General features: G+C 53.0%; 18 protein-coding genes, 3 tRNA genes and 1 pseudogene. 11 read left to right on the top strand and 11 right to left on the bottom strand.

Translation table 11 applies throughout. The features are described from left to right. Window positions 1–188: 188 nt before the first annotated feature. From EGM51_16060 to EGM51_16050, 3 genes are all read right to left on the bottom strand, one after another. Entirely contained in the window at window positions 189–2,096 is a 1,908-nt protein-coding gene (locus tag EGM51_16060; protein ID QBG48837.1) for an ABC transporter ATP-binding protein, read from the bottom strand. Window positions 2,097–2,187: 91 nt separating this feature from the next. After that, a tRNA-Gly gene (locus EGM51_16055) sits at window positions 2,188–2,262 on the bottom strand. A gap of 67 nt (window positions 2,263–2,329) precedes the next feature. Further along, window positions 2,330–2,421 (bottom strand) — tRNA-Ser (locus EGM51_16050). A gap of 143 nt (window positions 2,422–2,564) precedes the next feature. On the opposite strand from EGM51_16050, the gene EGM51_16045 reads away from it, so the two are divergent. The 7 genes from EGM51_16045 (at window position 2,565) to EGM51_16015 (ending at window position 9,686) form a co-directional block, all read left to right on the top strand. Continuing rightward, window positions 2,565–2,900, top strand: coding sequence for a DUF2946 domain-containing protein (locus EGM51_16045; GenBank protein QBG48836.1), 336 nt, complete (start codon window positions 2,565–2,567; stop codon window positions 2,898–2,900). A 62-nt stretch (window positions 2,901–2,962) separates the two neighbouring features. Beyond that, window positions 2,963–4,255 (top strand): zinc-regulated TonB-dependent outer membrane receptor, encoded by a 1,293-nt coding sequence (locus EGM51_16040; GenBank protein ID QBG48835.1) that lies wholly within the window; start codon window positions 2,963–2,965, stop codon window positions 4,253–4,255. Between the two features lie 9 nt (window positions 4,256–4,264). Continuing rightward, window positions 4,265–5,170, top strand: coding sequence for a zinc ABC transporter substrate-binding protein (locus tag EGM51_16035; GenBank protein QBG48834.1), 906 nt, complete (start codon window positions 4,265–4,267; stop codon window positions 5,168–5,170). Beyond that, window positions 5,167–5,841 carry an ATP-binding cassette domain-containing protein gene (locus EGM51_16030; GenBank protein QBG48833.1) on the top strand — a complete coding sequence of 225 codons (675 nt, stop codon included), beginning with the start codon at window positions 5,167–5,169 and terminating at the stop codon, window positions 5,839–5,841. The genes EGM51_16035 and EGM51_16030 overlap by 4 nt, the downstream gene beginning before the upstream one ends. Next, window positions 5,834–6,670, top strand: coding sequence for a metal ABC transporter permease (locus tag EGM51_16025; GenBank protein ID QBG48832.1), 837 nt, complete (start codon window positions 5,834–5,836; stop codon window positions 6,668–6,670). Before EGM51_16030 ends, EGM51_16025 begins: the two co-directional genes overlap by 8 nt. A gap of 20 nt (window positions 6,671–6,690) precedes the next feature. Further along, the gene (locus EGM51_16020) at window positions 6,691–7,134 is read left to right on the top strand and encodes a MerC domain-containing protein (GenBank protein ID QBG48831.1); all 444 of its coding nucleotides are present in this window, start codon (window positions 6,691–6,693) and stop codon (window positions 7,132–7,134) included. A 485-nt stretch (window positions 7,135–7,619) separates the two neighbouring features. Beyond that, window positions 7,620–9,686: a TonB-dependent receptor gene (locus EGM51_16015; GenBank protein ID QBG48830.1), complete on the top strand. Its 2,067-nt coding sequence runs from the start codon at window positions 7,620–7,622 to the stop codon at window positions 9,684–9,686. Window positions 9,687–9,729: 43 nt separating this feature from the next. On the opposite strand, the gene EGM51_16010 is transcribed toward EGM51_16015, so the two are convergent. The 3 genes from EGM51_16010 to EGM51_16000 are packed head-to-tail and all read right to left on the bottom strand — an operon-like array spanning window position 9,730 to window position 12,254. After that, window positions 9,730–10,221, bottom strand: coding sequence for a pantetheine-phosphate adenylyltransferase (locus EGM51_16010; protein ID QBG48829.1), 492 nt, complete (start codon window positions 10,219–10,221; stop codon window positions 9,730–9,732). Then, complete coding sequence (gene rsmD / locus EGM51_16005) at window positions 10,218–10,775, bottom strand: 16S rRNA (guanine(966)-N(2))-methyltransferase RsmD (GenBank protein ID QBG48828.1); 558 nt, start codon at window positions 10,773–10,775, stop codon at window positions 10,218–10,220. Before rsmD ends, EGM51_16010 begins: the two co-directional genes overlap by 4 nt. Continuing rightward, window positions 10,776–12,254, bottom strand: a complete 1,479-nt coding sequence (locus tag EGM51_16000) for an alpha-L-fucosidase (protein ID QBG49333.1) — start codon at window positions 12,252–12,254, stop codon at window positions 10,776–10,778. A 137-nt stretch (window positions 12,255–12,391) separates the two neighbouring features. Here EGM51_16000 and proB point away from each other — a divergent pair, with 137 nt between their 5' ends. Next, a complete protein-coding gene (proB, locus tag EGM51_15995) occupies window positions 12,392–13,477 on the top strand; it encodes a glutamate 5-kinase (GenBank protein ID QBG48827.1) in 1,086 nt (361 codons plus the stop codon). 13 nt (window positions 13,478–13,490) lie between these two features. After that, a complete protein-coding gene (locus tag EGM51_15990) occupies window positions 13,491–14,747 on the top strand; it encodes a glutamate-5-semialdehyde dehydrogenase (protein ID QBG48826.1) in 1,257 nt (418 codons plus the stop codon). 7 nt (window positions 14,748–14,754) lie between these two features. On the opposite strand, the gene EGM51_15985 is transcribed toward EGM51_15990, so the two are convergent. Continuing rightward, window positions 14,755–16,749, bottom strand: a complete 1,995-nt coding sequence (locus EGM51_15985) for a hypothetical protein (GenBank protein ID QBG48825.1) — start codon at window positions 16,747–16,749, stop codon at window positions 14,755–14,757. Window positions 16,750–17,033: 284 nt separating this feature from the next. Between EGM51_15985 and EGM51_15980 the strand changes: the two genes are divergently transcribed. Next, window positions 17,034–17,110: transfer RNA gene (locus EGM51_15980), tRNA-Asp, on the top strand. A gap of 100 nt (window positions 17,111–17,210) precedes the next feature. On the opposite strand, the pseudogene EGM51_15975 reads toward EGM51_15980, so the two are convergent. The 3 genes and pseudogenes from EGM51_15975 to EGM51_15965 form a co-directional block, all read right to left on the bottom strand. Next, window positions 17,211–18,730 (bottom strand): annotated as a pseudogene (locus EGM51_15975) (arylsulfatase). Between the two features lie 127 nt (window positions 18,731–18,857). After that, a complete protein-coding gene (locus EGM51_15970; protein QBG48824.1) occupies window positions 18,858–19,760 on the bottom strand; it encodes a hypothetical protein in 903 nt (300 codons plus the stop codon). After that, on the bottom strand, window positions 19,736–21,157 hold the full coding sequence (locus EGM51_15965; GenBank protein QBG48823.1) for a hypothetical protein: 1,422 nt from the start codon (window positions 21,155–21,157) through the stop codon (window positions 19,736–19,738). The genes EGM51_15970 and EGM51_15965 overlap by 25 nt, the downstream gene beginning before the upstream one ends. A gap of 270 nt (window positions 21,158–21,427) precedes the next feature. On the opposite strand from EGM51_15965, the gene EGM51_15960 reads away from it, so the two are divergent. Further along, on the top strand, window positions 21,428–22,618 hold the full coding sequence (locus tag EGM51_15960; GenBank protein ID QBG48822.1) for a helix-turn-helix domain-containing protein: 1,191 nt from the start codon (window positions 21,428–21,430) through the stop codon (window positions 22,616–22,618). Here the strand turns inward: EGM51_15960 and EGM51_15955 are convergent. Beyond that, complete coding sequence (locus EGM51_15955) at window positions 22,578–25,208, bottom strand: glycoside hydrolase family 2 protein (protein ID QBG48821.1); 2,631 nt, start codon at window positions 25,206–25,208, stop codon at window positions 22,578–22,580. The genes EGM51_15960 and EGM51_15955 overlap by 41 nt on opposite strands. Window positions 25,209–25,311: the final 103 nt, after the last annotated feature.

Here is a 25,311-nt window from a genome sequence, read left to right as displayed (position 1 = left end):
CGAGCGGCTTAATTTAATCAGACGATTAATTTAGTCAACTGATTAAACTCTGTTTTTAATCAGTCGACCAAATTATGCCCGTTCTGTGAGGATTAGAGAAGAGAGCCTGCAACCGAAACCGGCGGCTCCACCCGTTTTATACAACTGATTCTTCCGGAGCGAATTGAAACAACACCGCTGCTAAGCCGCTATTCCTCGATCGCCTCTGCAGCAGATTCCCATTCCGTTTCCAGCTTTTGAATTTCTGTCTGAATTTCTGCCAGACGGGCATTGATAGAGGCAAAATCGGCATCACGTTTTGACATCATTTCCTCGGTGAGTACAACCTGCTCTTCCGTCAGTTTCTCGATTTTCGCCTCGATTTTTTTCAGAACTTTTTCCGCTTCACGCCGGGCCGCCCGCGCTTTACGCGCATCCCTGCCCTTCAAAGACGGTTTAGCGGATCCGGAAACAGCATTTTCACCGGTTTGCGGCGGCCTGCCGACCGACTGCTGTTCACTTTTCTCCAGAAAATAATCATAATTTCCGGGAAACCGGGAAACTCCGCTATCATCGATATGAATGATCTGATCAGCGATATTGCGCACAAACGTGACGTCATGACTCACCACACAGATTGCGCCCTTGTAATCCTTCAGTGCCTGCTCAAGTGCCTCACGCCCGTTAACATCAAGATGTGTCGTCGGCTCGTCGAGCAGCAGAAAATTAGGCGGGTTGATAAAAAGACGCGCAAAGGCCAGCCGGATTTTTTCACCACCGCTGAGCACAGAAACCTTTTTATCAATCGTGTCGCCGCTGAACCCGAATCCACCGAGTAAATTCCGCACTTCGGATTCCACAGCCGCCGGATGCTGATCCTTTACAATATGATACACCGTTTTTTCCGGATTCATGGTTTCGGCGAAATCCTGGCTTTGATAACCGATCACCACCTTATGTCCGACCACGCGCCGGCCTTCCGAAAGCTCCAGCGCCCCGGCCAGCGTCCGCAGCAGCGTCGTTTTTCCCATTCCATTATAACCGACCAGCGCAATTTTTTCACCGCGATTGATGTTCAGATCCAGAAACCGGAAAATCCAGCGGCAGCCGTCGTAGGAGAATCCGCCCTTTTCAAGGCGGATAATTTCATGCCCTGAATGCGGCGGATCCGCCAGACGGATTTTCGAGGTATTCGCCACCGTCGCCGGCGCCTCAATCCGTTCCATTTTCTCCAGCTGTTTAATCCGGCTCTGCACCTGTGCCGCCTTGGACGACTTGGCCCGGAAGCGTTTGATGAAACTTTCCATCTGCTCGATTTCGCGGTCCTGGTTTTCCTTCGCCGCCAGTTGATGGCGGATGCGGTCCTCCCGCTCGGTCAGATAATAATCATAGCCGCCCTGATATCGGGTCGCCTGCCCCCCCGCAATTTCCAGTGTCACCGTCGCCAGCGAACGCAGCAGATAGCGGTCATGCGAAATCAGCAGCATGGTACCTTCATACCCCCGCAGAAATTTCTGCAGCCACTCCACCGCCGGCAGGTCGAGGAAGTTCGACGGTTCGTCGAGCATCAGCAGGTCCGGATTAGCAATCAGCGTTCGCGCCAGCTCGGCCCGCATCTGCCAGCCGCCGGAGAACGAGGCGAACGGGCGGCTGAATTCGTCCTCATGAAAACCCAGTCCGCTCAGCGCCGCCTCCGCCCGCGAACGCATTTCGTAGCCGCCCAGGTGCTCATAAGTATGCTGCAGCTCGCCGATCTGCTTCAGCGCACGCTCCTTTTCCAGCTCCTGAAAATCGTCCATTCGATGTTCCAGCGCATGGATTTTTTCGGGAATGGTCTTCAGCTCGGGAATCGAATCCTCGGTGTATTCCAGCAGATTCACATCCACTTCGTGCGGATTCAGCTGCTGCTTCAAATGCCCGATCCGGCAATGCTTCGGCAGCACAATTTCACCGGTATCCGCTTCAATCTCATGATTGAGCAGACTGAATACCGTCGATTTTCCCGCCCCGTTCGGGCCAACAATCCCGATCCGTTCCCCGGTATTGATCCGGAACGTCACATTTTTGAGCACATCCTGTGTGCCGAACTGTTTACTCACCTGTATAAAATCAATCATATAAAAATTCCAAAGGCTGGAAAACGTAACCGATTACAACAGGGACGGAAAATAAAAAACCCGGTTCGAAGCTTCGAACCGGGTTTAAAAATGGAGCGAGCGATGAGATTCGAACTCACGACAGTCACCTTGGCAAGGTGGGGCTCTACCACTGAGCTACGCTCGCACGTTTCGTCCCACGGCCGGCCCTTCCCGGGCTTCGGCCTGCGCCGTTTTCCCAACCTTTGGAAAAATGGCGGAGAGGGGGAGATTCGAACTCCCGGTGCACCGTAAAGCGCACACACGCTTTCCAAGCGTGCTCTTTAAACCACTCAGACACCTCTCCTCAAGTGGAACGAGTCGGAAAAGCTACACACTTCATTTTGGGAAAGCAACCGGGTTTTTACGGAAAAATTAAAGCTCCATATCGGACCGATTTTGTACTTCAGCGGCTTGACGTGACCAGAACAATCATGTTTGTTTCGCGCCGTGAACCGCATCCGTACACTTCTGAGCCTGATCTATCTGCTGCTGGTGGTTTTGCTGCCCTGGCTGCATATGCCGCTGCATGCCCACAAGCATGTGCAGGAAACCGCCTGCAGTACAGGATGCACCCATTCGGAAACTCCTGCGGATGATTCCCACGAACACGATGACTGCGGGCTCTGCAATCTGGCCGCTGTTCCGGCTGAACTGCCTCCGGTTCTATCGGTTCCGAAACCCTTCTTTGTTTTCATCGAATCCCTCGTTGAAGAATATACGTTTCAGACTCAGGAACACTGGCAGCCGCATCAGGCCCGCGCACCTCCGTTTATGACGGTTTAGCACAACTTGCTATACCCCTGCCCCGGCAGGTTTTCAGTCAAAAATCAATAAACGGAGAAGCCATGAATTATCTCAATTCCTCCGCCATGTTTGTGGCGGGTACTTTACTTATTTGCAATGCTTCCGCCCAGGATGCGGCGGTATCTTCCGGAATCACTTTTAATGACTCCACGGGCGCACTGCGCGCCTTCAATCCGGCCGTTTCGGCGACTATCGACATGTTCTACTATAACGAAAATTCCGATGAAGGCCTTTCCCACATGAAAGAGGAAGTCGCGGGATTCGGTGGCCATTCCCACGATGAGGATGAACACGATCACGACCACGGTTATGAAAACGGGTTCAACCTGCGGCATCTTGAGCTGACCTTCTATGCAGAAGTGGACAACTATTTCAGAGCGCAGGCTATTGCGGCCATCTCTGAAGAAGGTGCTGAAATGGAGGAAGCCTGGGCGGAAACCACCGGACTGCCGTGGGGATTACAGGCCAAGGCCGGTAAGTTTTTCAGTAACTTCGGGTACATCAATGCCCAGCATTCCCACCAGTGGGACTTCACCGATCAGCCGCTGATCTATGAACTGACGCTGGGCTCCCATGGTCTGAACGACAAAGGGGTACAGGTGAGCTGGCTCGCCCCGACGCCGTTCTATCTCCTGTTCGGTGCCGAGGTTTTCCAGGGCGACAATGAAAATATGTATGTTCAGGAAGAAGCTGATGAACTGCCGGAAAATGACGGACCGCGCCTCGGTGTCGGCTGGGTTAAAATTGCTCCGTTCCAGTTCGACAACAGTGAACTGCAGTTCGGCCTCTTCGGCGCCAGCGGCAGCCATCAGGAAATCCATGAAGAGGAGGTTGGAGGCATAGATTATGATTATTTCTACGATGGCGACAACATGTTCTTCGGTGGTGATGTCGTCTATAAATACAGTTCCGGCAAGGCCTATGGTCAGGGCGATGCGGTTGTACAGGCGGAATATTTCTACCGTGACAAAGATCTGGATCTGAAAGATTCAGATGCTCCCGGAGCTCCAATCGGCAGTGCACTTACCGGCGCCCAGGACGGCTACTACATCCAGGGCACCTATGGTTTTCTTCCCCGCTGGCGGGCCGGTCTGCGCTGGGACCAGGTGGGTTTAACCAATGAAGAACAGGAACCGGGTGAAGCCAAAGAGGAATTCGGTGACAGCTGGCGGGCTTCGGCCATGGTCGATTTCCGACCTTCGGAATTTTCGCAGATCCGTTTCCAGGTGAATAACGGGGACTATGATCTCGGCGATGAGGGTACGGAAAACGTCTGGGAAGCTTTTGTACAGCTTACCTTCTCACTCGGTGCTCACGGCGCTCACAGCTTCTAGGAGATCATCATGCTTAAGAAAACAGGAATACTCTTTCTCGCTCTGGCCGCGTCAGCCGTCAGTTTCGGTAAGCTGAATGTGGTAACCACCACATCCGACCTGGGTTCCATCGCCGAATCCGTCGGCGGCGATCTGATCAAGGTGCAATCCATTGCTACAGGCAAACAGGATCCGCATCACCTGCAGGCGCGCCCGAAATACATCATCATGGCACGCAATGCGGATCTGTGGATCCGTACCGGCATGGAACTGGAGATCGGCTGGGAAATGCCGGTCATTGACGGCTCCCGCAACCGGAAAATACGGCCGGGTCAGTTGGGTCATCTGGATGCCTCAACCCACATTCACAAGCTTGAGGTTCCGGATGCCCGCATGCTGACCCGGGCCATGGGCGATGTCCATGCCGCAGGAAACCCGCACTATCTGACCGATCCGGAAAACGCCCGGCATGTGGCTGCAGACATTGCAGACCGTCTGGCCCGGCTCGACCCGAAAAATGCCGATACCTACCGTAAAAATGCGGCAGCTTTTTCGGATAAAATCGAAAAGAAAATGGCCGTATGGAAGCAGAAACTTGAACCGCTGAAAGGGAAGTCCATTGTGACCTACCATAAAAGCTGGATCTATTTCTGCGACCAGTTCGGCATCAATATCGCGATTGAACTGGAGCCCAAACCCGGCGTTCCGCCGAGTCCGGCCCACCTGACCCGCGTTATTCAGACGGTGGAAACCGATGATATTGAAATCATCCTGCAGGAACCATGGTACAGCACCAAAGCCGCGGAAAAAGTGGTCGGAAAGACCGGAACCCGCATCGTGACGGCCCCCATTTTTACGGGCAGTGATCCGGAGGCGGGCGACTATATTGCGCTGATCGACCTGATTGTGAAGCGTCTGACGGAGCAGCCCGAGTGACCGACCCGATCATAACCTGTTCGGACGTCTGCATTGCCTATGGACGGCAGGAAGTGTTGCACAGCGTGAATCTTCAGATTCCACGCGGTATTTTTCTGCCGTTCACCGGCCCTAACGGATCGGGCAAGACGACCTTGCTTCGTGCCGTGCTCGGTCTTGTTCCGATCCGGCAGGGGCAGATTATCACCCCGTTTCGGCAGACCCCGGCAGGTTATGTTCCGCAGCACCGGGTTATCGATCCGCTCTATCCCGTCTCCGTGCGTCAGATTGTGGAAATGGGACTCTCTACGGAACGCCGGCTGTTCCGTCCGCTGACCGGCCGTCAGAAACGAGCGGTGGTCACTGCTCTTGAAGAACTGGGCATGGCGGAACATATGCAGAAAACGTTCCGCGAGCTCTCCGGCGGTATGAAACAGAAGGTGCTCATTGCCCGTGCACTGGTCCGTCAGCCGGACGTTATCATTATGGATGAACCGACATCTGAACTGGATGAGCAGTCGGAGCACGATGTACTGAAGCACCTCATGAAATTGAATCAGAACGCCGGAAAAACCGTGCTCATGGTCCATCACGATCTGGAACTGGCCGGAACCCTCTCGGATACAATCTGCCGGGTGGGACGGGGAAAAGCCGAAATGGTGAAGCTGAACGGAGGGCGGACGGATGCATGATGCCATGTCCTGTATCTACTGCCAGTTTCCCGAAGCGCTGACGGCAGGGATGCTGATTTCCGCCGTCTGCTCGCTGCTCGGGGTGTTCGTGATTCTGAAACGTGCGGTTTTCATCGGCATTACCCTGTCCGAAGTGGCCGCCTGCGGGGTGGCCGCCTCGTTTTTGTTGGGGATTCCTCCGATTGCGGGATCGTTTGCACTGGTGCTCGGAGCCGTCAGCCTGTTCGCCATACCGTTTGAAAATCAGCGGATTCCGCGCGATACGCTGATGGGCATCATCTTCATCGCGGCGACGGCACTGACTATTCTGCTGGTTTCCAAAAGCGGCCCCGGCCTGATGGAAATCAACGCGGTGTTGTACGGCGATCTGATTCTGGCCTCAACAAAGGAACTGAAGATTCTGTTCAGCATTCTGACGCCCTCGCTCATTCTGTTTATCTGCGTGCTGCGCCCCACCCTGTACAGTTTTATGGACCGGGAAGGGGCAAAGGTTCTGGGCATTAAAACCTGGATCTGGGAATCGCTCTACTTTCTTATGCTCGGCATGATTATTTCCGCCGCCTCGCAGATTGCGGGTGCCCTGCTGATTTTCTGCTATCTGGTGGTCAGTCCTGCCGCGGCACTGATGGCGAGCAAAAAAATTGCACATGTACTGCTGATTGCCCCGCTGCTGGCTATGCTGGCAACATTTATCGGCATGGTGGTTTCGTTCAATTTCGATCTGCCCACCAATCAGACCATCTGCATCAGCAGCTGTATCTTATTTGTTCTTGTTTCCACAATCTCCGGTGTCTGTCGGCGCCTGCTCCCGATTGAACATCAACATTAACCCCAAATTTACTGAATCCTATGACGACAACAAAAACATCCGGTATTCTTGATCAGATCGCCATCGGCATGGCCCTCCTCTGCGGTATTCACTGCCTGCTGATGCCGGTCGTCCTGGCCGTGCTGCCCATTGTTGCAGCCAGCCTTTTTGCACACGAGCATTTCCACCTCTGGATGCTCCTGCTGGTACTGCCGACGACCAGTATTTCCATTTTCATGGGCTGCCGGAAACACAAAGATAAATGGACGGCAGCACTGAGTCTGACCGGACTCGGCATTATGATTGCGGTGACCGCATTTGAATATGCCGCACATTCCTCCTGCGCCTCCTGCAGCAGCTGTTCACGCGCCGTGTCCGAGGGCGTACCTCCAATCGCCTGGGTCAACACCCTCGGCGGCCTGTTTCTGGCCTCTGCCCACATCCGGAATTTCAAACTCTGCCGGAAAAGCGGGTGCTGTCATTGATTCGCCCAGAAAATAATATAAATATTCCGTAGTGAATATAATCACATACAGGCGATTTGCACACGCCACCCTGGCAGGTCTTTACATGTTCCTGCTGGTTCTTCTGCCTTATGGCCATATGCCGCTGCATGCCCTGGGAGGAACTGCGTCTCATCATCAGCAGCATGATTGCAGGCACCACTGCTGCGGACACGCGCACTCCGATGCCTCCGGTTCAGAGACAGATACACCACTGGAAGGAAAGACGCATAAATGTCCTTTCTGCGATCTTGCACAGCTCATATTCATCTCCTCATCTGCAATCTCTGCTCCCGAGCTCCTTTATGTTCTGACGCTTCCGGCTGAAGCCAGTCCGGGACTGTGCGGAACAGAACGCCTATACTCCCCGCGGGCCCGGGCCCCTCCGTTCACGACTGTCTGAACACCATTCCAAACCGGTCCCGGCTTCGGGACCCTGCAGTCATTTAAAAAACGGAGTTATTTCAATGAGACGATTTATTCTGTCCGCGCTGTTTGCGCCGGGCCTGATTACGAACGCCTTCCCGGAAGAAGGCACAACCAATACGGCGGCACAGACCGTCGATAAAATACTGGAACCCGAAACCGTCGTTGTCTCCGGACAGGCGGTTGATCATAAAAACCGGGAAATCAACAGCCGCTCGCTGAAGAGGCAAAACCTGGTCGATTTTTCAGAAATCCTGTCTGACGAAATGGTCGAAGTATCCATGATTCGCAAAGGTGCGTATGGAAACGACGTTTCCGTACGCGGCTTCGGCCAGGAAAATTTCAAGGTGCTGCTCGACGGCGGGATTCTTGAGGGCGCCTGCGGCGGCCGTAAAGACCCGCACCTTTCCCACATCAACATGCTCACCGTGCAGAAACTGACCATGCAGCAGGGCCCCTTCGACGTCACTCAGATGGGTGCTCTGGGCGGATATGTAGACGTGATCACGAAGAAGCCGGAACCGGGATTCAATGGAGAGGTTCTGGGAAAAATCGGAAGTTACGGCTATTACAGCGGGGGCACGTCCATCAGCGGCGGAGACGATAAAATTCAAGGCCTTTTCGGATATAACTATTCCGAATCGGGTCAATATGAAGACGGTGACGGCAACGAAATCTGGACCTTTCGGGAAGGTCAGCCCAGTTCCTATAACGAGGACGGAGAGGACGCCAATTCGTTTCAGCGAAACGACATCTGGGGCAAGCTGCAGTTCACGCCGGGCGAAAACCAGACCATCCTGCTGGAACACACCTATGGCAAAGCGGATGATATTCTCTCTCCTCGTTCCTCCATGGACACCGAAGAAGAGATCACCAACCTGAGCAAAGCGAGCTGGGAAATGCGCGATCTCGGCAGCCTGTCGGAAAAGCTCACCCTGTCATTTTACCGCAATGAAGTGGATCACCGTCCGTACCAAAAATATCGCGATGTGGCTGTCCCCAAGAACAACGAGGTTGAGTCGGTCATTACCGGCGGCGGTATTCAGAATGTAACTGAAACTGATTTTGCCGTGCTGACCTACGGGCTGGATGTCTATCACCGGGACTGGTGGGGCGATGTCTATAACAGCGACACCGGCGCAAAATTAAATGACGATCTCATTCCGTCCGTCCAGTCTGTAGATGTAGGGGGATACATTCAGATCGATAAGGATTTCGATTCCTTCTCTCTGGGCGCCGGACTGCGATATGACCACTTCCAGCAGGAAGCGGATGAGAACCTCGTTTATACCGGTGCGTATATCGATGGCAACCGCCAGACAGACGACCTTCTGGGCGGAAACATATCGGGTCAGTTTTTCCTGAATGACAGCACCATGATTTTCGGGGGAATCGGGCGGAACTATCGAACCCCGACCTCTACGGAACGTTACATTCAGGGAAATACCTCGTATTTCGGAAACCCCGACCTCAAACCGACCGCCAACACCGAGTTCGACCTCGGCATCAGATATGAATTCGGACGCTGGATGTTCCAGACCAAAGGGTTCTACTCCGACCTCAAAGACTATATCTATCAGGAAAGTAATCTGGACGGTTATAAAAGCTATACCAACATTGATGCCCATATGTATGGCGGAGATATCAAGGCCCGCGTCGATCTGCTTTACGGACTTTCTGTGGACGGAGGAATTGCCTATCAGAAAGGCCGTAAGGACAGCTTCCCCGACAACAACACGGACCGGGATCTCGGTCAGGTGGCTCCTCTGAAAAGCAAACTGGCCCTCAATTATAATAAAGACCATCTATGGAATCGGGAGGAAACCGGACTGTTCGGAACGATTGAATGGGTTCATTCCGATGAGGCGGCAGATATTGATGCCGATGCCGGCGAACAGAATCTTTCCGCATGGGACATCATGAACCTTCGCGCAGGGTTCCGGTTCAGGTCGTGCACACTGAACGCAGGCGTGGATAATGTATTCGACCGGACGTACGCAATGGCAAACTCCTATGAATGGGATGTCGTCAGCGGAACGGCTTCCACGCCGGTCATCGTCAATGAGCCGGGCCGGTTCTTCTACGCGTCATTAGCGTATACCTGGTAGGCTGATCCCTCCGGGAAGTACTCTTAAGTATTTCCCGGACCGCCTATTCCGAAACTGCAGCAAAACGTTGTTTGAGCGCTTCGCATACCGGCGGCGGAACAAACTGCGTGATGTCCCCGCCGAGCGATGCCACGGTGCGGACATTGCTGGAGCTGACGTAGGAATAGTCCTGTTTCGGCATCAGGAAAATAGTTTCAATTTCGGAGTCAAGTTTCCTATTCATCAACGCCATCTGAAATTCATATTCAAAATCGGAAAACGCGCGCAGTCCGCGCACCATTACACGGACATTCTTTTTCCGGGCAAAATCAACCAGCAGGCATTTAAACACCTCAACTTCAACACCCGGAAGATGTGCGGTGCACTGTTTGACAAACTCGACACGCTCTTCCACAGTAAAAATCGGATTTTTACCGTGGCTCGGTGCCACAGCAATCACCACGCGCGGAAAAATGCGTGCAGCCCGTTCAATAACGTCAAGATGGCCATAGGTGATCGGATCGTAAGTTCCTGCGCAGAGTGCGGCTTCGTTCATGATGCATCCTCGGTTTTCAGTTTCAGAATAAGGACGCGTGTCTTTCCATAGCGTTTATCCCGCAACACCTTCCAGTCCGCGGAAATCACCGGTTCGCCCTTGGCTCGCATTTCGTACACCAGCACTCCGTCCGGTTTCAATACCGAATGCTCCGCAATTCCGGCCAATGTATTTTCCATGGCATCAGGCAGATCATACGGCGGATCCGCCAGAATAACATCAAACGCTTCCCCGGCACAACTCAGCCAGCGGATCGCATCCGACTTAAACACCTTAGTTTTCCCAAGATTCGGATGGTTCAGCTCTTCGATATTCCGCTGCAGATTCCGCCATACCCCGGCATGCTGCTCCACAAAAGTGACCGCTCCGGCCCCCCGGCTCCAGGCCTCCAGCCCGAGGGCTCCGGAACCGGCAAACAGATCCAGAACACTCAACCCTTCAACAGAACCCAGCGAGGAAAACACCGCTTCACGCACCGCCTCCATGGTCGGCCGGACCTCCTGATCCGGAACCTGAAAGCGGCGGTTACGTAAAAATCCACTCGTTATTCGCATTTAAAGTTCAACCTTATACACCATTGCGGCAGCATCGTCTGTTTCTGCCGCGCTGATCGACAATCCGTTTTCCGTCATCTTCCACTCAACGGCACCGCCGTCCAGAACCGTCACATTTTTCACCGTCATTTTTTGCTCAGCAAAGGTTTTCAGAAGCACTTCACTTCCGGCCTCCGGGACCCCCATGATGATGGCATAAACGGTTTTTCCGTCTTTGGAAGCCGTATAGCGGATATCCTTTTCCGTATACTTCAGCGCCATAAATTCTTTCCGGGCGGCAAATCCGCCCTCCGGCTCAGTAGTCGGGCCCTCCGCCGCATTGATCCACGGGCGGGTGGAATAAATGGCCTCGCCGTTTTTAGCCAGCCACGCCCCGAGGCCCAGCAGCACATCGCGCTGATCCTGCGGAATGGTGCCATCGGCTTTCGGCGAAATATTGAGCAGAACAACACCGTTTTTGGCCACGGTATCGATCACCGCATGAATCACCGTGCTGAGCGGTTTGATTTTCAGGTCCTGTGTATAACACCAGCTGCCGGTACTGATCGTGTCATCCGTCATCCACAGTTCCTTGAGCGCCTTCGGTTCGCGTGATTTTTCATGGTCGTTGATACTGAACGTCAGCGGCAGATCGTTCTGTTTGCGGATAATGGCGACATCTTTATTCCATTTTTCGGCCTCATTGAGGTAGTAGGCCGCAAAACGCTGCCGGTAGATTTCCGGAATCCGGTCGAGCCAGCTGTCGAACCAGATGATGTCCGGCTGATAGTTATCGATCACTTCTTTCAGTTTTCCGAGCCAGATGGTTTCGTTCCACTCCTCTTCCGGCACATTACCGTACAGCAGGCGGAGCTCAGGATCATCGGATGTCGGCGGCTGCCCTTCGATCCAGGGATAGTGGCTGTTTCCGAATCCCTTTTCTCCCGGTTTATCCGAATAACGCTGAAGGTTGCGCGCATGATGGAACGTGGCAATGGTTTTCATGTCCCGTTTTTCAAGTTCGGCAAACAATTTGCCCAGAATATCCTGCTTCGGCCCTTTGTCGGCCGCGTTCCAGGGCGTAATCTCCGAATCCCACATGGAAAATCCGTCGTGATGCTCTGCCACGGGACCGGCAAATCGTGCGCCGGCTTTCCGAAAGAGCTCCGCCCATTCCGCTGCGTCGAAATGCTCCGCAGTAAACATCGGTACAAAATCGTGATATCCGAATTCCGACGGTTTCCCATAAGTCTCCACATGGTGTCGGTATTCTTTCCGGTTTTCAAAATGCATCCAGCGCGGATACCACTCGTTTCCGTAGGCCGGGACGGAATAGGGCCCCCAGTGAAAATAGATCCCGAGCTTTGCATCTTTCAGCCATTCCGGTGCGGCCTCGTGCTTGGCGAGCGATTCCCAGTTCGGCTCATATTTTTCTGTATTCTCGCTGGCACAACCGGCGAGAAGGGCTGCGGCAGCGAATGCAATGCAGGCTTTGTTCATCATAAATTCTCCTGTAAATGCGAAACAATTATCGTGCATGTTCATAATTAACGGCACAAGCACGAATCTATGGACGGCTCGACAAGTGCATCACGATGTGGTAGCACCAACGGCTTAATTAACCCAGATGATTCGCCATGGTGCAGCAAAAACATAGAGAAGCTCTGAAAAACGCAAAACGGATTGTGGTGAAAGCCGGCAGCAAAGTGCTGGTGGAAAATACAGGGCGACCGGACCGGAAACAGCTGAAGGCACTGGTGGACGGACTTTCCGGAATCCAGAATTCGGGCGGTGAAGTGGCCTTTGTTTCCTCCGGCGCGGTCGGGGCCGGACTCGATGCTCTTCATTTTGCCAAACGCCCGAAACATATCCCCGATCTTCAGATGGCGGCGGCGGTGGGCCAGATTTCGCTCATCAGCGCCTATCACGACCTCTTCCGGGCCAACGACATAACCGTGGGGCAGGTTCTGCTTACACACGATGCCCTTAAACACCGCGAACGGCATCTGAATGCACGAAAAACACTCATCAATCTGATCAATAACCGTGTGATCCCGATCATTAATGAAAACGACACCATTTCCACCGAAGAGATCAAATTCGGCGACAACGACGTTCTGGCCGCGCTGGTTTCGATTCTGATTGATGCCGACGCTCTGGTTCTGCTGAGCACAACCGACGGCCTTCGCAACGGCAATGAGCGGGTTTCCTATATTGAAGAGGTGGACAACGAGGTACTCGCGCTGGTGAGCGATAAATCGGACCCCCTTTCAACCGGCGGCATGGCCTCCAAACTGAAATCCGCCCAGATTGCCGCCCACAACGGCATTCCGGTGGTCATTGCCAACGGCCGAAATACAGACGTACTGTCCCGTATTTTTGAGGGCCGGGATGAAGGAACCCTGCTGTTTCCCAAAGCCGGCAATATTTCCAAACGGAAAAGCTGGATCGCCTTTTTCAACCGTGCGGAAGGAAAACTGCTGATTGATGCCGGTGCGGTTACGGCATTGCGAAAAGGGAAAAGCCTTTTGCCGGTAGGCATTAAACAGGTTCAAGGCCGGTTTAAAGTCGGAGCCATGGTCGACATCCTGTCGCTCGATGGAGAACGGGTGGCCCGCGGACTGGTCGAACTCCCCAGTAGTGAAATTGACGAACTGAAAGGCCGGAAAAGCACTGGAAAATCCGGTGAAGCGGTTCACCACGATAATATGGTTATTCTTTAGGAAGGAAGAAATTATGGACGTTAAAGAACAAGTACTCGAAATCGGCGCAAAAGCAAAAGCCGCCAGCCGGGAGCTGGCCCGGCTGTCCACCCGCCGGAAAAACGCGATCCTGGAAGAGATGGCCAAAGAGCTGGATGCACAACGTGCCTTTATCCAGCAGGAAAATCGGAAAGACCTGGAAGCCGGTCGCGAAGCCGGACTGAGCAATGCCATGCTCGACCGTCTAGAACTGACCGATGCACGAATCGACAGCATGATCAAAGGACTGCGCGATGTCGCGGTACTGCAGGATCCCGTAGGCGAAGAGATCAGCACATGGAACCGCCCGAACGGACTTGAAATTCATAAACGGCGAGTCCCGATCGGCGTGATCGGCATCATTTTTGAATCGCGGCCGAATGTAACCTGCGATGCCGCAGCCCTCTGTTTCAAAACTTCCAACGCGGTTATTCTGCGCGGCGGTAAAGAGGCGATTCATTCCAATCTGGCCATTGCCGCAGCCATGCAGAAAGGCGGCGAATCCAAAGGCATGCCTGAAAACTGCATTCAATTGATTCCGACCATCGACCGCGCTGCTGTGGAAGTGATGTGCCAGATGACGGATTACCTGGATCTGATCATTCCCCGCGGAGGTGAGGGCCTGATCCGTGCGGTGATGAAGATGGCGCACGTTCCTGTCATTAAACATTATACGGGCGTATGCCACACCTATGTGGATGCCTCCGCAGACCTGAATATGGCACTTAAAATTTCTGAAAATGCAAAATGCCAGCGCCCAGGGGTTTGCAATGCCATGGAGACCCTGCTTGTACATCGTGATATCGCGGATGAATTCCTCCCGGAAATGGGCCGCATTTTTGATCAGCACGGCGTTGAAATGCGGGGTGACAGCCGGACCACATCACTGATCGGTACGGCCGTTCCGGCCAAAGACGAGGATTGGAGCACGGAATATGTTGACCTGATTCTTTCCATAAAAGTGGTCGACGACGTCGATGCCGCCATCCGGCATATCAATACCTACGGGTCCGGCCATTCGGATGCCATTGTTGCGGAAGATGAAAAGGCAACCGTACAGTTTCTGAATGAGGTTGATTCGGCAACCGTTTACGTGAACGCCTCAACCCGCTTCACAGACGGTGCGGAATTCGGCATGGGGGCTGAAATCGGAGTGAGTACCGATAAACTTCACGCACGCGGCCCCATGGGCCTGGAGGAACTGACCACCTACAAATATGTGATCGAAGGAAAAGGCCAGATTCGCGAGTAAACAGATTCTAGTCGCTCCCCGGGCCGGACTGCTCTTTCGGAGCAGTTTCGGCCTTTTCCGGATTAATACTCACCGTTTTGGTCGGATCCGTTTCCGTGATGGAATATGGTTTGAGGATCCCGCGACTGCTTCCATCTTCATCCAGATCACGCAGCACAAAAATAAAATCACGGATGTGAAGGTTGTATCTGGGTTTCAGCGCAAGAATTTTTGCCCGCAGTTCATCATCGTAATAATGCGTAAAGATCAGTTCATTGATCCCCTGCTCCTCAATCACTTTTTCAAGCTCGGAAAAATTGCCCAGTACCGGATACCCGAAAACAGATTTGTGGTACAACGCCAGATTATCATCAATCATACCGACAATTTTACGCGGCGCCTTCTGCTGATCCTCAAAGGTCGCCTGACGCAGAAAAAGAATCGCATTCTCTCCCGCTCCGAGAATCAGCGTTTTAATATCCTTTTCAGACCCGACCGAACACCGCAGCCAGGCATTCAGATCTCGGGCAATACGCAGGGCGGAGCGCATACCTACGATTCCTGCAGAAGCAATAATCGTATGCAGAACAAGCCCCAGCACCAGTTCTTTAACCGTCAGATCCGAAGCCCAGAGCAACGCCACATAGGCCAACGCCTCACCGGCCATCAGCTGCAGAAAAAGCACCAGCAGCTGTGAGTTCCGGGAGCGGGTCCAGACGACCCGGTAAATGTTATAGAAAAAGAGCGTGGCAAACGGGATGGTCACGCACACCGTCAGGTGCAGAACAGAAAACGTCCGCTGCAGCACCACCCCGAATACAAAATAGGTGGCGAACAGCAGACAGGAAATATCCCAGCTGACCGCGACCAGCTGACCGACCAGATTCCGGGGACGCCTCACCCCCTGAAGAACAACCTGCGTAGTCGTCCACAGCTCGATCTGGGCAATACGGCGCACCACAATGTGAAGCACAACAATCATCCCCACCATCAGCAGGGCCGTCCGGTTGTCTTCCATGGCCGTAATCCCAAGCGCAATCAGACAGATGAAGATCGCGGCACCATAAAGCGCAATGGCCGCTTTTTTCTGCGTCATGCCGCTGCGCATCAGTTTATGGTGAATATGATCCAGATCCGGTCCGAATACTTTCGTAGCGACTTCATCATTCCGGATCATGGACACCAGCTTGCGCCCCATACGCCGCCATACCGCCAGAATAACATCAAATGCCGGAACCCCGACAGCGAGTAGCGGAACCACCAGCGCCACGACCATCTGCTGCTGCACATTGGCTTTCAATGACACCGCCGCCAGCATAAACCCGATAAACATACTTCCGCAGTCCCCCAGAAAAATGGAGGCCGGATTAAAGTTATAGCGGAGAAATCCCAAACAGGCCCCGGCCAGAGCGACCAGCACAAGAGCATCGGTCGGCTGCCGCAACGACAACAGCATACCCGCCAGACCGGCACTGGCAATCATCCCCAGTCCTGCACAGGCGCCGTCCATTCCATCGATCAGATTAAACGCATTAATCAACAGTGCAAACCAGAACAGAGTGGCCCCGAGATTGATGAACCATGGAAGCTCCATCCCCAGAAACGCCTCAAAGGAAAACCCGCCCAGATACATCAGTAACGCAACCCCCAGCTGCCCCAGCAGCTTGAACCAGGCGCGCATATCAAACCGGTCATCAAAAATACCAACCAGTAGAAGCAGTGTTGAACCCGCCAGAATACAGAGCCATTCCTTCAGCTGCGTGGCTCCTGCAAGGTTATGCCAGGGCCCGAAATAGACCACAAGCAGGGCCAGGTGGGTGGCAATGAACACGGCGATTCCCCCGCATCGCGGAATCGGAACCTTATGAATCCGGCGCTCATCCGGTTCATCCACCATTTTCAGCGCAGGTGCCAGCTTCTTAACCCAGGGAACCAGTATCCACGAAGATATCAGGCTCACCAAAATAACCACTAAATATTTAACCAATGATTCCATTCCCTTTTCCGGATCACTCCCTGTCATCCAGCTCCCGGTCAAATTTCTTCTTAAAGAGCAGGACGCATGCCTAACCTCTTATTGAGATTCACTGTAGTTAGGCATTCTTCAAAATGAAAGCTGTGAAACAGGGAAACATTTTCCCGCCCTCTCATAAAATTTCCGGAAAGCAGGCCCTGATGCGTCGATCATAAACAGAAAAAAAACTTCGTAAACCGGCCATTTCAAAGGGTTATGAATGCTCCGCAAAAAAAGTGAATATTTCCACTTGCGCGAACGGACGAAATGGATACTATATCCGCTCTTTCAACGGGGGTGTAGCTCAATTGGTTAGAGCGCCAGCCTGTCACGCTGGAGGTTGCGGGTTCGAGTCCCGTCATCCTCGCCATTGATTTGAGGCTTCGGTTTTCCGAAGCCTTTTTTCATATTCAGGCCACAAAAAAAAGCGGCTGATCGACCGCTCTCGTTCCGTATTTGATAGAAGTACATTATTCTGTCGCCGTCAGATCCGGACGCTCGGAATCCAGCTCCCGGAAAAACAGCTGCTTCAGCCGCTCAACCCGCTCCGGATATTTCGCGGCCAGATTATACCGTTCTTCGTTATCCTCTTTAATATGATAAAGCTGGAAGTCATTTTCCCCAACCCGAATCAGTTTCCAGCCATCACGGGTTATGAGCGCCGAACGTCCCATGAACCGGTTCTTATTCCGAACAAATATAAAATCATGAACCTGCTTCTGTTTTTCTCCCAGCAGTGTTGGCAGATAGGAAACTGAATCTTTCCCCGACGGAATATCTGTTCCTCCAAGATCAGCCAGTGTTGCCATAAAATCGTAATGCGCACTCAGAAGATCGGTTTCGGTACCGGGTTTGATTTTTCCCGGCCAGCGTACAACCATCGGGCACTGAATACCTCCCTGATAACCGGCCCGTTTCAGTCCGGCCCGTCCTCCAGCCCCCTTGAAAACATCATCCATTTCCGAAGACCGCCACTTATGCTCTTCGAAATCCGCCGGGAACCATCCGCCAGAATCTGCTTTTTATATCTTGGTTTGTCATCGCCATAGTACAGTTCGTGACCATTGTCCGACGTAAAAAACACCACCGTTTTTTCATCGATTCCCAAAACCTTAAGCTCCTTCAGAATAAGCCCTACATGGTCATCCAGCATTTTGACCATCGAGGCATATTTTTTCTCCGCCAGACTCAGATTCGGATCATCGGCAAAATCGGGATGAAGCTCAGGAACAGCCACCGGTCCATGCGGAAGTTGAGTCGGATGATAAATAAAGAAGGGGCGGTCTCTGTTCTCACGGATGAACCGAAGTATACTTTCAATAAATACATGCTGGGAATAGGTCTCTCCCCCGCTTCCGACCGGTTCATCCCCTTTTTCAGACCTTTTTCCGCAATCCGCACGGTCATTGCCTTTCAGCGGAACTTTTTCACCGTTACGCCAGATATAGGGCGGATAAAAACCGTGGCAACGCTGATGATCATACAGCCCTTCATAAAAATCCCAGCCAAAACGTTTCACCCGCTCATGCCACGTTAAAAAACCGCGATCCAGCTTACCGAACTGCGCCGTCCTGTACCCCGCCCGCTGCCCGACCTGTCCCAGAAACACCTCCCGGTCAGGAATGGGCAGCGAACCGGCTTTATGCTCCGCCATACGCCGCTGAAATTCCGCTTCTGTTATTCTGCCGGCATCCCGTTCAATCGGAAGACCGCCTTGATTATGCGACCAACCGCCTTTCCGGCCATCATGCATCCCGGTGGCCAGCGTCCAGCGCGATGGCGCACAGAATACCGCCCCGTAATAGTTATTGAACTTCATCCCCTCAGCCGCAAGCCGGTCAATATTGGGCGTTTTAATGATGCTCTGCCCGTAACAGCCCAGCATCCCCGGCCCCAGATCATCCGCAAAAATAAGAATCACATTCGGCCTTTCAGCCAAAGCCGAACCACACACCAGCAGCGCACAACAGATCAAACTCCGTATGCTCATATTCTATGCCCTTTCAAAAAAGCTCCACACCCCGTAGAAAAAAGACACCGCCCGCACAGCGCTCTTAAACCGGTCACCGACGTTCGAAATCGCTCCAGGTCCTAAAACAGTCTTTTATAAAACCGCCTTATTCACCGCCCTCATTTTTTCCCGGTTTCAAACGAAGCAGTTCTTCTGCAAATGCAATTCCAAGCCGGCGCTGACCTTCTGCATTGTAATGAACGTGATCGCTTTTCTTCGGAAAATCCGACCATGACGGATCGGTGGATGTAGCCACCATCCCAACCCCCGAAACCTCCGCAGCCACCTTGGCCATCGCCTTTCGAACAGTGTCCGGACCATCAGGAAAATCATTTTTTCCGCGCACCGGACAATTGATCTGTCCGATAACAAACGGCATCCCGGGCTGTTCCAGTTCGTTGCGATAGGCTGCAATCAAACGCTTCAGATTTTCCTCATAGTTCAACGCCGAAAGCTCCAGCCGCGAATCCTTCTCCCCCTGCATCCAGCACATACCCATAAGCTCATAGCTCTTCCCTTCCTGCTCCAATACCCGAAAGTTTTCACGAATACTCTGCATGTGCTCCTGAAAAAGCCGCAGCTGCTGCCTTACCTCTCCTTTTTCCGAAGCCATCGCTCTTTCCGGAGTCCAGTCCGGATTCCACGCTCCATGCAGCGATGTGCCGCCAACCGCCGTCTTGATCAACAGAAACTCCGATTCGGGATATTTTTCAGCCAATGTCACCCCGGTCAGCACTTCCGGACCAAACGTCCGGCAACGCTTTCCCTCATCAAACCAGGAAAGTTTTTGAGGGGCCCGGCCCTGTGAACTGACATACACCCGGTTGGCAGCGGCATCGACCCGCGACTGCACCGTTTCATCGAGCTCGGCGAAAACACCCCGTCCCGCCATATTCGACTGTCCACCCAGCAGTACAACCTTCACCGGATCCGCAAAAAGCGATACTCCCAAAAACAATAACAGAATAAGCGTACAGATTCGTTTCACCGACCAAACTCCTGTTTCCATTTCTCAATTTCCCCGAACTTATTTCCCGGCCGGGCATCGTCAGGAGTAATCACCGGTTTATCCCTATAATATACAAAACCTTCCATCCGGATATTTTCGGTTCGAACCGTAAAATGCCCCTCCGTCTCATCCTTCACGGCGGTAATGGATGGCCCTCGGAAAAACTTATCCTCCCACACCAGATCAAGATCTTTATAATATTCCTCAGGCATATACATAATCATATGCGTTTTCACCTGCGCCGCCTTCCCGAAAACAGCCGTGATATTTTTCACATAACTGCCCTCCGCAAAAACACCGTCGGCAGCATCGGGATTCCGTTCCAGCTCCTTCTTTTTAACGCCGCCTTTACTCATGGTTACCGCAAAAGCACTGCTGATGGATTTTACATTTTCAACCTTCACCAGACCGTTCATGGCACTGTGCGGACCGAACATAACAGCACAACGCCCGTTCTCGTTCACCACATGTTCAGCTGTAATATCATAAACCCCGGTCTTATCCCCCAGCGCTCCGGTTTCCAACCGTAACGTCACGCCGCCTTCCGCATAAAGGTTTTCAAAATGAACCGACTGCGCCCCGTGCAGCTGGGTGAGACCGTATCCGGGACTGGCATGAAAAATCCGGCAGTTTCGTACCGTGCCGTCGGTCGAGCGGGAAAGCGGCCATTTTGAACTGTCATACCGGGTCTGCTGCGGAGTCAGCGTAATCCCGCAGTAGACGCTGTAATTATCGTATATATCGACATTCTCGATCAGAAAATTTTTCACCATTTTGGTGAGTATACCCCGGGCCCCTTCACCCTTGACGCGTTCTCGGTCCGAATAGTCTATAATGAACGGGCCGCCGACCCCGCGAATGCTGACGTTTTCGATGTAGGCCATTTCATCCGCTTCCGTCCAGGAACTTTTTCTTTCCGGCCGTTCAGCATCCAGCAGAAACATCATGGTCTTCGTTCCTTCCGGCCAATGCAGCTTTAAAACAGAACCCGCTTCAATCAGCAGATGGATGTTCGAGCGGAGCCTGACTTCGCTCAATCGATACGTCCCTTTCGGAACCCATACGCGGCCGCCGCCCTTTTCGGCCAATTCATCAATCGCCCCCTGAAATATGTCCGACTGATTCGATGCTGCACCGTCATCCTTGAGCCCGTAATCCCGGACCAGATCAACAGACCGTCCGACAGAGTCCATCGTCTCGGTATACTTCGCCGATGCGGCAATCGCTATAGAAAAAATACCCGCCGTTAACAATCGCGTAATCATCGTCTTCCCTTCCTGTTCACTTACCCCATACCACAGTGCACCGGCACAACATCTATTCGATTCGGTATGCTCCTCTTTTCCCCAGGTCCGGAATAGACAACGGTACGCCGAAAATATATGAAGATTCGCCATTCAGCACAAACGTCCGGCAGAATGGCGGAAAATAAATATGATACAAATCCCGCAACCCGATTCCCGACACTCAACATCAGAAACTGTATTCCGCGGAATCATCCCGATCCCGCCCCATGAAATACGATTTGTACCCTTCCTATGTCCGGTACTGAAATTCCGAACCGTCCCTGTAATTGAAGCTATTTCACGACCTTTGCGATTCCCGATAAAAATAACAGATTTATTCCGCTTCATAACGGACGCCCATTCATAGGATAAATTACACCAATGAAGACAAAACCCCACATCCCCAAAGTAGCCATTCTGCTGAATGCCAAACTGGATTGGGGACGGAATATCATCAACGGAATTCTGGATTATGCCCAGGAAACCGGCCCCTGGAAGGTCTGGCTGCGGCGCGATGCTCCCAATATATTCCATCATCTGCCGGAAAACTGGGAAGGCGACGGCGTAATTGCCCGGGTTTCAACGGAATCACTCGCTGCTGAAATGACCGAACGCGGCATCCCTTACGTCAACGTCGATGACAACCCCCTGCCCGATCTTCCTGCACCGAGTTTCTTCACCGACGATAAAGCAGGAACCTGTATGGCCGCGGAACTATTCATTGAAAAGGGATTCAGAACAATCGCATTCGTCGGTTCCATTCAGAAACCCACCAACCTCCGTTATACCCTCTCGTTTAAAGAGGCTTTGACCGGCTACGATATCCCCTGTCACTTTTTTGAAATCACACCCGACTGGTCGTCAGCACAGAACGAACTTCGGGCGTGGCTGCTGCAGCTGCCCAAACCCGCCGGCCTTTTATGCCTGGGAATCAATGGTGCCTCCCGGATCGTGAACCAGTGCAATGAACTCGGCATTTCGGTACCGCACGATATCGCCATCCTGGCCAGCAACGATGATCAGATCGGCTGCCATTCCTGTTTTCCGCCGCTCTCCGGAATAATCTCCCCCACAGAACAGATCGGTTACCGCGCCGCCGCCAAGCTGCACCGTCTGATGCAGGGCGAACCGATGAAAGCCGAAGCCGTTTATATTCCGCCGCCGGGCATCGTTGAACGGCTTTCAACCGATACACTGGCGGTGGATGATCCGCGACTCATCAAGGCCATGCAGTTTATTAAGGAACATGCTTTTGAACCGATCACCATGGACGACATTCTGAAAGTCGTTCCCATGAGCCGCCGCTCGCTCGAACGCCGGTTCGCAGCCGTCTTCAAACACAGCCCGAACCATGAGATCCGCCGGTTGCGCATGAACCGGGCAAAGGAACTGCTCGCAGAAACCGACCTGCCGATGGCCGACATCGCTGAAGCCTGCGGATATTCCAGTTATAACTATCTCTCACACGCATTCCGGAATGCCACCGGAATGGCCCCTCAACCTACCGAAAACAGTTTCAGTAACCCGAAGTCTACTCACCCTGACGGCCGAGCTGGCTCTGCAGTTCCATGATGGTCTGATCTTTACCGACCGCCTCAAGCTCCAGTTTCCGCACCCGTTTCTGCAGCTCCTGCACATCCGCAGGCAAATCCGATGCCGCCGACGAAATAATCACAGCGCCATTCACAGCCGGTTTTTTTGAAGCTGCGGCATAGGCGGCATCATAGGCCGCGGGCAATAAAGCAGGCTTTGATTCTATCGTCAGTTCCGCCGGCTCCAATCCTTTGGAATAGGCTTTCACCGTAATCCTGCCCGGTTCCGTTGTTGCCCGGATAAGTGCTGTCGCCACACCGAACTCAGTCTTCTTCGGATTGGCATACGTGGAGGCATCACCGATAATCTCTCCCTCGCCTTCCACCACAAAATGAATGTACTCCGAGGCCAGTACTTTCGGGGTTCCGTACTGATCAACCACGGTGGCACGAACCGGTATAAAATCGGAACCGTCGGCGGTCAGATCGACTCCAACGCCATCCAGACTGAGCTCAATGCCGGTTGTGCGCTGCGCATAGGGAACAACATCCCGGGCAACCACTTTACCGTTGATCAAGCCTTCGGCTACCATGTCCACATCCTTAAATTTCGATGCGCCGTCACGATGTTTTTTAACCACCTGCCAGTCATAGGCCTTCTCGAAAACAAACGGCGGATGCGGCAGATTAGCCAGACTGCCCTTACGCTCCGGCTTCCGCGTTCCCTTATCTTCACCGCAAACCGTCAGACGAACTTCCTCACAGTTGCTGTATATCACCACATCAGGACCGGACACCTGGGTGTGTTCATGCGCAATCTGAACCATCGGCTGTTTGCCAAGATGCGGAATTTCATAATCCGGATCATACTGGCTCATATAAAGATAGTGGGTATAGCGCGGAATACGGAATCCATCAAGATGCCCGCCGCGAAACGGATCGGGATGATAACCGCGCTGATGATCGATCCCCGCCCACACCGTTCCCCCGATCTTGGCCGGAAGAGAACCGAAGGTATGCGCCAGCGAAACCTCCTGAATGCGCGACTGCTGCAGCAGCGCACGTTCTCCCCATTCGCGTTTTATCCGCTGACGGGCATTCTGCGAATACCAGTTGTCCACCTCACCGCCGTCTCCGTATTCACGGTGAAAAGAAGGATGGTCTTTTCCATCGCAGTTATAGTGAAAGTCAAAACCGCCCTTTTCCGCCTCATGATGATCCGCCACCGTGAACACACTCGGGAACGGATATTCCGCATGTGTAATTTCATGCATCGTTTTCATCGCATAGTCCGGTTGCTGCGGAAACTCATTGATGCACGTTTCCCACAACAGCATCGAAGCTACGTTCCGGTCGCGCCGAACCAGCTGTCGCGTATCATCAAACAGCCGCTCTTCAAAGATTTTCTGCTTAAAATTAAAAAAGTGCCACCCCGGATTCGCGGTCGTGGTCAGAATGCCGTAATAATCGCACGCATCATAAAAGGCCGGATCCATCGGATAATGCGCCGCACGAATGACCGTACAGCCCCCTCGCCGCAGCAGCAGCGCATCGCGCCACTGCCCGGAATTGGGCAGCGCATTACCCACATAATTATAATCCTGATGCCGGTTTGCTCCGACAATCTTGCGGCCGAACGGTTTTCCGTTCACATAGAATCCATCGGATTTCATGTCAAACGTACGGATACCGAAGCGCGTTTTCAGACTGTCGGCCAGCTTCCCGCCAACCCGGATTTCCGTGCGGACAAAATGCAGATTGGGATCATCCGGGTGCCACAGTTTCACGTCATTCAGGTCAAGCTGCCCGGCCAGCTGCCGGGTTTCACCACCGACCAGTTTAACCGTCTGCTTTAACTTCGCAACATGCTTTCCCTCCGCATCCTCCAGAATACTGCACACCACAGCTTCCAGCGGCTGAGTGCTTTCATTCGCAACCTCGGTCCGAATCTCAACCTTCGCACGGTTTCCATTCACTTCCAGCGTAGCCGGAAAAACTCCGCCGCCGGCTACCGTATCGCTCAGCTCGCGCAGTGTCACATGCAGGGGGCTGGTCTGAATCAGATAGGTGTCGCGATAAATGCCGCCGTGATACGAAAAATCCAGACCGCTCTGCTTCTTACCCGGCGGATAAAGCGTGCTGTCCGAATTATCCGCCATCACTGCCACCACATTTCCCGACGGTTTCACGACATCTGTAATATCGATGGCAAAAGGAAGGTAGCCTCCGAAATGTTCCGCCACATGCCGGCCGTTCACCCACACCTGCGCCTCCCCCATCACCGCTTCAAAGTAGAGATAGACTCTCCCGTATTCAGACGACCGATGAACACTGAACCTTTTGCGGTACCACGCAATCCCCTGATAATTCCGCCCGCCGCTGGCATTCTCGCCGGTAATTTCCAGACCGTGCGGAAGGTTTGCAGCCTCCCATTCCCGATCATCAAAATCAATCGCCTCGGCCCCTTCCACATCCCCTTTGTGAAAACGCCAGCCCGGGTTAAAATTCTCCACCGTACGCGGACTGCCCTCTACCGCATAGAATCCTGCGGTTGAATAAACCGGCTGTTCCGCCCGACCCGAAAAACTCAACGCACCGACCAGACTCGAAATCAATAGCATCTTCTTCATTCAACATCCTTTTCCAGAGTGAATGCACAGATTACACATTCCACTCTGAAAAAATATTGAACAAACCGCTTTTGATATACGGTTTTTTGTCAGGTTACAGCCG

It is taken from the genome of Verrucomicrobia bacterium S94 (assembly GCA_004299845.1).
Lineage (GTDB): Bacteria > Verrucomicrobiota > Kiritimatiellia > Kiritimatiellales > Pontiellaceae > Pontiella.
This window is presented reverse-complemented; position numbering and strand designations above follow the sequence as displayed.

Bases quoted from the DNA above. Each gene is read 5' to 3' on its own strand.
- EGM51_16060 (QBG48837.1), bottom strand. From the start codon at position 2,096: ATGATTGATTTTATACAGGTGAGTAAACAGTTCGGCACACAGGATGTG.
- EGM51_16040 (QBG48835.1), top strand. From the start codon at position 2,963: ATGAATTATCTCAATTCCTCCGCCATGTTTGTGGCGGGTACTTTACTT.
- EGM51_16035 (QBG48834.1), top strand. From the start codon at position 4,265: ATGCTTAAGAAAACAGGAATACTCTTTCTCGCTCTGGCCGCGTCAGCC.
- EGM51_16025 (QBG48832.1), top strand. From the start codon at position 5,834: ATGCATGATGCCATGTCCTGTATCTACTGCCAGTTTCCCGAAGCGCTG.
- EGM51_16020 (QBG48831.1), top strand. From the start codon at position 6,691: ATGACGACAACAAAAACATCCGGTATTCTTGATCAGATCGCCATCGGC.
- EGM51_16015 (QBG48830.1), top strand. From the start codon at position 7,620: ATGAGACGATTTATTCTGTCCGCGCTGTTTGCGCCGGGCCTGATTACG.
- EGM51_16010 (QBG48829.1), bottom strand. From the start codon at position 10,221: ATGAACGAAGCCGCACTCTGCGCAGGAACTTACGATCCGATCACCTAT.
- rsmD (QBG48828.1), bottom strand. From the start codon at position 10,775: ATGCGAATAACGAGTGGATTTTTACGTAACCGCCGCTTTCAGGTTCCG.
- EGM51_16000 (QBG49333.1), bottom strand. From the start codon at position 12,254: ATGAACAAAGCCTGCATTGCATTCGCTGCCGCAGCCCTTCTCGCCGGT.
- proB (QBG48827.1), top strand. From the start codon at position 12,392: ATGGTGCAGCAAAAACATAGAGAAGCTCTGAAAAACGCAAAACGGATT.
- EGM51_15990 (QBG48826.1), top strand. From the start codon at position 13,491: ATGGACGTTAAAGAACAAGTACTCGAAATCGGCGCAAAAGCAAAAGCC.
- EGM51_15985 (QBG48825.1), bottom strand. From the start codon at position 16,749: ATGACAGGGAGTGATCCGGAAAAGGGAATGGAATCATTGGTTAAATAT.
- EGM51_15970 (QBG48824.1), bottom strand. From the start codon at position 19,760: ATGGAAACAGGAGTTTGGTCGGTGAAACGAATCTGTACGCTTATTCTG.
- EGM51_15965 (QBG48823.1), bottom strand. From the start codon at position 21,157: ATGGCGAATCTTCATATATTTTCGGCGTACCGTTGTCTATTCCGGACC.
- EGM51_15960 (QBG48822.1), top strand. From the start codon at position 21,428: ATGAAGACAAAACCCCACATCCCCAAAGTAGCCATTCTGCTGAATGCC.
- EGM51_15955 (QBG48821.1), bottom strand. From the start codon at position 25,208: ATGAAGAAGATGCTATTGATTTCGAGTCTGGTCGGTGCGTTGAGTTTT.